The 6,202-nt window shown below is 74.9% G+C and carries 9 protein-coding genes; 6 read left to right on the top strand and 3 right to left on the bottom strand.

Annotation, left to right across the window (positions count from 1 at the left end):
* Positions 1-245: 245 nt before the first annotated feature.
* Positions 246-1,448, top strand: a complete 1,203-nt coding sequence (locus ACFV61_RS27680; protein WP_380494489.1) for a serine hydrolase domain-containing protein — start codon at positions 246-248, stop codon at positions 1,446-1,448.
* A 77-nt stretch (positions 1,449-1,525) separates the two neighbouring features.
* Complete coding sequence (locus ACFV61_RS27675) at positions 1,526-2,074, top strand: gamma carbonic anhydrase family protein (RefSeq protein ID WP_063346077.1); 549 nt, start codon at positions 1,526-1,528, stop codon at positions 2,072-2,074.
* Here ACFV61_RS27675 and ACFV61_RS27670 read toward each other — a convergent pair.
* Positions 2,071-3,285 (bottom strand): MFS transporter, encoded by a 1,215-nt coding sequence (locus tag ACFV61_RS27670; protein WP_380344541.1) that lies wholly within the window; start codon positions 3,283-3,285, stop codon positions 2,071-2,073. The genes ACFV61_RS27675 and ACFV61_RS27670 overlap by 4 nt on opposite strands.
* Before the next feature lie 156 nt (positions 3,286-3,441).
* Between ACFV61_RS27670 and ACFV61_RS27665 the strand changes: the two genes are divergently transcribed.
* The 4 genes from ACFV61_RS27665 to ACFV61_RS27650 all read left to right on the top strand — a co-directional run bounded on the left by ACFV61_RS27665 (position 3,442) and on the right by ACFV61_RS27650 (position 5,318).
* Positions 3,442-3,678: a DUF2277 domain-containing protein gene (locus ACFV61_RS27665; protein ID WP_350886016.1), complete on the top strand. Its 237-nt coding sequence runs from the start codon at positions 3,442-3,444 to the stop codon at positions 3,676-3,678.
* Positions 3,679-3,760: 82 nt separating this feature from the next.
* Entirely contained in the window at positions 3,761-3,997 is a 237-nt protein-coding gene (locus tag ACFV61_RS27660; RefSeq protein WP_063350858.1) for a DUF6296 family protein, read from the top strand.
* Positions 3,998-4,103: 106 nt separating this feature from the next.
* A complete protein-coding gene (locus ACFV61_RS27655) occupies positions 4,104-4,388 on the top strand; it encodes a DUF427 domain-containing protein (protein WP_363372965.1) in 285 nt (94 codons plus the stop codon).
* A 96-nt stretch (positions 4,389-4,484) separates the two neighbouring features.
* On the top strand, positions 4,485-5,318 hold the full coding sequence (locus ACFV61_RS27650; protein ID WP_380494487.1) for a hypothetical protein: 834 nt from the start codon (positions 4,485-4,487) through the stop codon (positions 5,316-5,318).
* A 38-nt stretch (positions 5,319-5,356) separates the two neighbouring features.
* Here ACFV61_RS27650 and ACFV61_RS27645 read toward each other — a convergent pair whose 3' ends face one another.
* Complete coding sequence (locus ACFV61_RS27645) at positions 5,357-5,698, bottom strand: hypothetical protein (RefSeq protein WP_063346072.1); 342 nt, start codon at positions 5,696-5,698, stop codon at positions 5,357-5,359.
* Positions 5,699-5,798: 100 nt separating this feature from the next.
* Entirely contained in the window at positions 5,799-5,963 is a 165-nt protein-coding gene (locus ACFV61_RS27640; protein WP_159398310.1) for a hypothetical protein, read from the bottom strand.
* Positions 5,964-6,202 lie beyond the last annotated feature (239 nt).

Here is a 6,202-nt window from a genome sequence, read left to right as displayed (position 1 = left end):
TTGCGCTCGTACAGCGAGAACAGGCCACACCTCCACCCGCACACCTACCCGCCCCCGCCCCCCCGCCCCCCCCCCGGGGCGGGGGGCCGCGGCTCCGGGACCCCGTCAGGGTCACGCCCCTCCCCAGGTAGCAGACGCGCCGCCCCGGAGGCTGACGACTGCCCCGCAGTCGCCCTGCCATGGTGTCAAAGACCATGGCAGCGGCGGAGGTTGACAGCCCTGCCGACCGGACCAGGGAGGACGTCATGACCACCGACCCAGCCGCCACCACCCGGCGCCGCCGACGCGGGCCGGCCCTGCGCGCCGCCGTCGCGGCCCTCGCGGGCGCGGGCCTGATCGCCGCGCTCGCCCCGGCCGCCGCCGCCCAGGACACGGCCCGCCCGGCGAGTGCCACCGAACGCAGCGCCGACTGGACGGCCCTCGACACGGCCCTCGCCGACCTGACCGCGAAGAACGTCGCCACCTCCTCCCTCGCCGGCGTACGGGAGAACGGCCGGCTCGTCCACCGCGCTGCCGGCGGCATCGCCCGGCTCGGCGCCGACACCCCCGCCGACCCCGCGGGCCGCTTCCGGATCGGCAGCACCACCAAGACCTTCGTGGCCACCGTGCTGCTCCAACTCGTCGGCGAGGGACGACTGGGACTGGACGACCGCCTGGAGAGCCTGCTGCCCGGCGCGGTGCCGAACAGCGCGGACATCACCGTCCGCGAACTCCTCAACCACACCAGCGGCGTCGCCGACTACACCCAGGACCCGGCCTTCAACTCCTACGACCAGAACTGGCTCGACACCGGCCGCTACACGTCCTACAGCCCGCAGGACCAGGTGGACCTCGCCGACAAGTACCCGCCCGCCTTCCGCCCCGGCCAGGACTGGCAGTACTCCAACACCAACTACGCCCTGGTCGCGCTGATCATCGAACACCTCACCGGCCACGGCTGGAACGAGGAGGTGGAACGCCGGATCATCCGCCCGCTCGGCCTGACGGGCACCTCGATGCCGCTCTACTCCCCGGTCATCCCCGGCCCGCACGCCCACGCCTACCTCAAGCTCGACAGCGGCCCGGCCGACGTCACCGCGCTCAACCCCTCCATGGCCGGCCCCTCCGGCGCGGGCATCTCCACCACCGCGGACCTGACGACGTTCATCCGCGCCCTGCTCGGCGGCCGGCTGCTGCGCCCCGCCGAACTCGCCGAGATGCAGAAGACCACCGCCCACGGCGGGGGCCAGGCCTACGGGCTCGGCCTCCAGCGGGTGGACACCCCGTGCGGCGCGTTCTGGGGCCACGCCGGCGGGATCCCCGGCTACAGCACGATGATGCTCGGCTCGCTCGACGGGAAGCGCCAGTTCGCCAACAGCACGACCTTCTACGACACGCCGGATCCGGCCGCGGCCCTCGCCGCCTGGCAGCGGGTGGTGAACGCCGGCGTCTGCGGCGGGCAGGGGTAGGGCGTGTGCTGCGGGTCGGACCGCCCCCTACGCTGTCCGGCGACAGGAACGGCCGACCGTCACCAGGAGGACGAGACATGGCAGAGCCGCTGATCGCCGCAGTCGGGGGCAAGGCGCCCACCGTCGACCCGAGCGCCTTCCTCGCACCGAACGCCGTCGTGGTCGGGGACGTGACGATCGGCCCCGGCGCGGGCGTCTGGTACGGGGCGGTGCTGCGCGGCGACGCCGAGTCCATCACCGTGGGCCAGGACAGCAACATCCAGGACAACTGCACCCTGCACGCCGACCCCGGCTTCCCGCTGGTGGTCGGCGAGCGGATCTCGGTCGGGCACAACGCGGTGCTGCACGGCTGCGTGGTCGAGGACGACGCCCTGGTCGGGATGAACGCCACCGTGCTCAACGGCGCCCGGATCGGCGCCGGTTCGCTGGTCGCGGCGGGCGCGGTGGTGCCGCAGGGGATGCGGGTGCCGCCCGGCTCGCTGGTCGCCGGAGTCCCGGCCAAGGTCCGCCGCGAGCTGACCGAGGACGAGAAGGCCGGCATCAAGGCCAACGGCGAGGGCTACCTGCTGCTGGCCGCCGCCCACCGCGAGCTCGAACCCCTGGCGCAGCCCCAGCCCCAGGCCTAATTCTGGACGCCGACCGGAGCCGCCGTGGCCGGAGCCGCCGCGGCCCGCTCGGGTGCGGCGGGCACGGACCGGCGCCGGTCGGCCGCCCAGGCGAGCACCGCGATCAGCGCGCCCGAAGCGGCCAGGACGGCGCCCACCAGGGTCGGCGCCGTCCAGCCGAACCCGGCGTCCAGGGCCAGCCCGCCGAAGTAGGCGCCCTGCGCGTTGGCCAGGTTGAACGCGCCCTGCACCGTCGCCGAGGCCAGCGTCGGCGCGCTGCGCGCCTTCTGCAGGACCAGCGTCTGCACCGCCGGCACGATCGCGAAGCCGAACAGCCCGATCAGCACCACCGTGACGGCGGCCGACCAGCGGGCGTGCGCGGTCACCGCGAACAGCGCCAGGGTGGCGGCCAGCAGCACGAAGGCGGCGCAGACCGTCGGGCGCAGCGCCCGGTCGGCCGCGAACCCGCCGATCACGTTGCCGATCGTCATCCCCACGCCGAACAGCGCCAGCACCAGCGTCACCGAGCCGGTGGCGTACCCGGAGACCTCGGTGAGCAGCGGCGCGATATAGCTGTAGCAGGCGAAGAAGCCGCCGCAGCCGAACACCACGGTGGCCAGCGCCAGCCACAGCTGCCCGTCCCGGAAGGCCCGCAGCTCGTGCCGCAGCCCGGCCTGGCCGGGGGAGGGCAGCGACGGCACCAGCCGGGCGATGGCGAGCGTCCCGGCGGCGGCGATCAGGACGACCACCAGCATGGTCGCCCGCCAGCCCAGGTGCTGGCCCAGCAGCGTGGCGGCCGGCACGCCGACGATGTTGGCGATGGTCAGGCCGGAGAACATCACGGCCACCGCCCGGGCCCGGCGGTGGGGGGCCACCAGTTCGGCCGCGGCCACCGCGCCGGCCCCGAAGAACGCGCCGTGCGGCAGTCCGGTGATCAGCCGGGCGGCGGCCAGCGTCCAGAAGTCCGGTGCGAGCGCGCACAGCAGGTTGCCGGTGGCGAACAGCCCGGCGAGCGCCACCAGCACCGCCTTGCGCGGCCGGCCGGAGGCCAGCGCGGTGAGCAGCGGGGCGCCGATGACCACGCCCAGCGCGTACGCGGATATCAGCCAGCCGGCCTGCGGGATGGAGACGTGCAGATCGTCGGCGACCTGGGGGAGCAGGCCCATGGCGGCGAATTCGGTGGTGCCGATGGCGAACGCGGTGACGGCCAGCGCGAGCAGCGCGAGAGGCAAGGGGGTGACTCCGGGGTGACGCCCGCGGACGGGGAGGCGCGGCGGGACGGGGGGATTCGTTCGTCCGGCATCCTAATCCGGCCGGATGACGCCGCCGTGAGGTGCGTGTGACGGGAGGGGGTCGCCAGTACGGCGTCCACGCGCGAGACTGGGTGCATGTGCCGCAACATCAAGACGTTGCGCCCGCCGGTGACGCTCGACGCCGACGAGGACGACTTCCGCGCCGCCGCGCTGCAGTACGTCCGCAAGGTGTCCGGGTTCCGCGCCCCGGCGGCGCACAACCGCGAGGCCTTCGACCGGGCCGTGGACGCGGTCGCCGAGGCCACCGCCCGGCTGCTCACCGAGCTGGAGGTCCGCGGCGCGCCCGCCCGGGCCGCCGAGGCGACCGCGTAGGCCGACCGCCGTTCGGCGGGCCCGGCGACCGCGGCCGCGCATCGGGACCAGGAGATCGGGACAATCGGGACAGGAGATGGAGATGACCCCCGCGAACCGTTACGTGCTCACCTTCCCCGGCACCCCCGGCACCCAGGCCCCGCAGGACGTCGTCGTGGTCGTCCGCACCAGCGCGACGGGCCCAGGCGGACACCCGGTGTACGAGGACGCCAGCGGCATCGTCCGTGCCGAGATCAGCAATGCCGGCGAGGTCCGGATGCTCGCCAGCGGCGGCCACCAGTCGCCGCACCTGCCGGTCCACGCCGAGCCGCTGCCCTGACCGTTGCCCTGGCCGCTGCCCTGGTTGCTGTCCGGCCGTCCGGCATCCGCGGACGATTTCCGCGAACCACCCGGGTGCCGTCCGCCCCTGGGGCAGAATCGGCGGCATGACCACAGCGCGCTGGCAGGGCACCGTCGTCGCCGAGAGCGACGAGACCGTCGTCGTCGAGGGCAACCACTACTTTCCGGTCGAATCCGTCCGGACCGAATTCCTGCGCCCGTCCGACACCACCACCGTCTGCGGCTGGAAGGGCACCGCCGGTTACTACACGCTGGACGTGGACGGGCGGACCAACCCCGACGCGGCCTGGTACTACGCCGACCCGAAGCCGGAGGCCGAGGAGATCCGCGGCCGGGTGGCGTTCTGGCGCGGGGTCGAGATCACGGGGTAGGGCGTACCCCGGGGGCGGAGGGGGTACCGGACATCCATGGCAGTCTTCCGTAAACCCGGACGTTCCAGGCCTGTCCCCGAGCCCGCCCCGACCCCCGTGCCCGCCCCCGTGCCCGACGCCGGCCTGGCCGGCGAGCTCGCCGAACTGGTCGAGCAGGCCGAGCAGCCCGAGGGCGAGTGGCAGATCGCCGAGTACCGGGCCGGCCGTGGCCGTGGCCGGGCCCTGGTGGCGAACGTGGCCCACCTGCTCGGCCGGGGTGGCCGGGTCGCCGCCAAGGGTGCCGCGTTCGGCGGCCGGGCCCTCACCGAGCAGCTGGTGCAGGCCGCGCCGCGGATCCCCGTGCGCGACCTCGCCACGCTGCGCGCCCAGCACCCCGGCGCGGCCGACCCCGAGGCGCTGGCCGACCTGCTGGTCACCGGCGCGGCCCGGGCCTCCGGCGCGCTCGGCGCCGGCGTGGGCGCGGCGGCGATGCTGCCGGTGCCGCCCGCGATGCCGGTGGAGATCGCGGCCGAGACGCTCGCCGTCGCGGCCGTGGAGATCAAGCTGATCGCCGAACTGCACGAGGTCTACGGCGCCCGGGCGCCGGGCAGTGTCACCCAGCGGGCCGGGGCCTACCTGAGCGCCTGGGCGAACCGCCGGGGGATCGACGCGAGGCTGCTGTCCCGGCCGGCCGGGTTCGCCGCCCTGGCGCTCGGGGCGGAGGTGCGCCAGCAGCTCAGCCGCCGGCTCACCCGCAGCTCGCTGCGCCGCCTGCCGTCGCTCACCCCGCTGCTGGTCGGCGCCGGCATCGGCGCCACCGTCAACCGGCGCGACACCCGCCGGCTGGCCGGCGAGGTCCGCGCGGACCTGCGTGCGCGTCCCCCGGTCGACCGCGCCTACTGGGCCGCCGCGGCGCCGGCGGTGCGGGGCGAGGTCGTCCCGGGGGACTGAGGTTTCTGGTGGGGTCCTGTCCGGCGGGGGGCTCCTGGCTAGAGCCTGTCCGGCGGGGCCGGGGCGGCCGCGCCCCGGCCGGCCTTGACGCCGTTCACCATCGCCTGGTGTATCGCCCGCGCGGTGGTCTCGTCGGCCGCCGGGACGGGGCTGCCGGTCACCGTGTACCAGTCCAGCGCGCCGGAGTACTGGACGGTGAGCCGGGCCTCGCCGTCCACCCAGGTGGTGTGCACGGTGAGGTCGCCGGAGATGGGGCCGATCTCGGTGGTGGCGACCCCGCCGGGGCCGCTGATGATCGACTGGGTGGTCCAGGTCGCCCACGACGTGCGCGGGTCGACGGGCGGTCGGGCCTGCCTGCCGTTTTGATCGTGTTCGGTCATGCGCTTATCCTCCCCCGCCGGTGAGCCGCTGTCCGGGCAGCGACACCTGCGGTCGCGAAGACCGCCCGGTCCCACCGGGCGGTCGGGTGCTCACAGCTGTTCAGCGGTCCGGACCGGACTCCTCCAGGGTGGGCTCGCCCTCCGCCTGGGAGGTGTCCTGCGCGTGCAGGTTCTGCATCGAGGTGATGCCCTCTTCGGGATCCGCGGCGCGGACGTCCTCGTCACGGTCCGTGCTCATCTCGGCCCGTTCGCTCATGTCGGTCATGGCGGGCTCCGTCTCCTCGGCCGGTCCGGGCGCGCTCCGAGCCGGGGTGCGGCAGGGCCGGGTCTGTCTCTCACCCCCCAGCCTGCCCCCGCCCCGGCCCCGGGGCCAGCCGAACGGCCTAGGGGCTCTCTTTCGGATCACGCCGGGCGCGCGGCGTCGGAGCACGCACCTCGCCGCGTTGTCGTCGGTCGCCGATACTCCGCATGGACTCCCTCCTCCGCCTTGCGATGCACGCACTC

Origin of the sequence: Kitasatospora sp. NPDC059817 (assembly GCF_042731835.1) — a bacterium.
Classification (GTDB): Bacteria; Actinomycetota; Actinomycetes; order Streptomycetales; family Streptomycetaceae; genus Kitasatospora.
This window is presented reverse-complemented; position numbering and strand designations above follow the sequence as displayed.

Bases quoted from the DNA above. Each gene is read 5' to 3' on its own strand.
- ACFV61_RS27680 (WP_380494489.1), top strand. From the start codon at position 246: ATGACCACCGACCCAGCCGCCACCACCCGGCGCCGCCGACGCGGGCCG.
- ACFV61_RS27660 (WP_063350858.1), top strand. From the start codon at position 3,761: ATGACCCCCGCGAACCGTTACGTGCTCACCTTCCCCGGCACCCCCGGC.
- ACFV61_RS27665 (WP_350886016.1), top strand. From the start codon at position 3,442: ATGTGCCGCAACATCAAGACGTTGCGCCCGCCGGTGACGCTCGACGCC.
- ACFV61_RS27675 (WP_063346077.1), top strand. From the start codon at position 1,526: ATGGCAGAGCCGCTGATCGCCGCAGTCGGGGGCAAGGCGCCCACCGTC.
- ACFV61_RS27645 (WP_063346072.1), bottom strand. From the start codon at position 5,698: ATGACCGAACACGATCAAAACGGCAGGCAGGCCCGACCGCCCGTCGAC.
- ACFV61_RS27640 (WP_159398310.1), bottom strand. From the start codon at position 5,963: ATGACCGACATGAGCGAACGGGCCGAGATGAGCACGGACCGTGACGAG.
- ACFV61_RS27655 (WP_363372965.1), top strand. From the start codon at position 4,104: ATGACCACAGCGCGCTGGCAGGGCACCGTCGTCGCCGAGAGCGACGAG.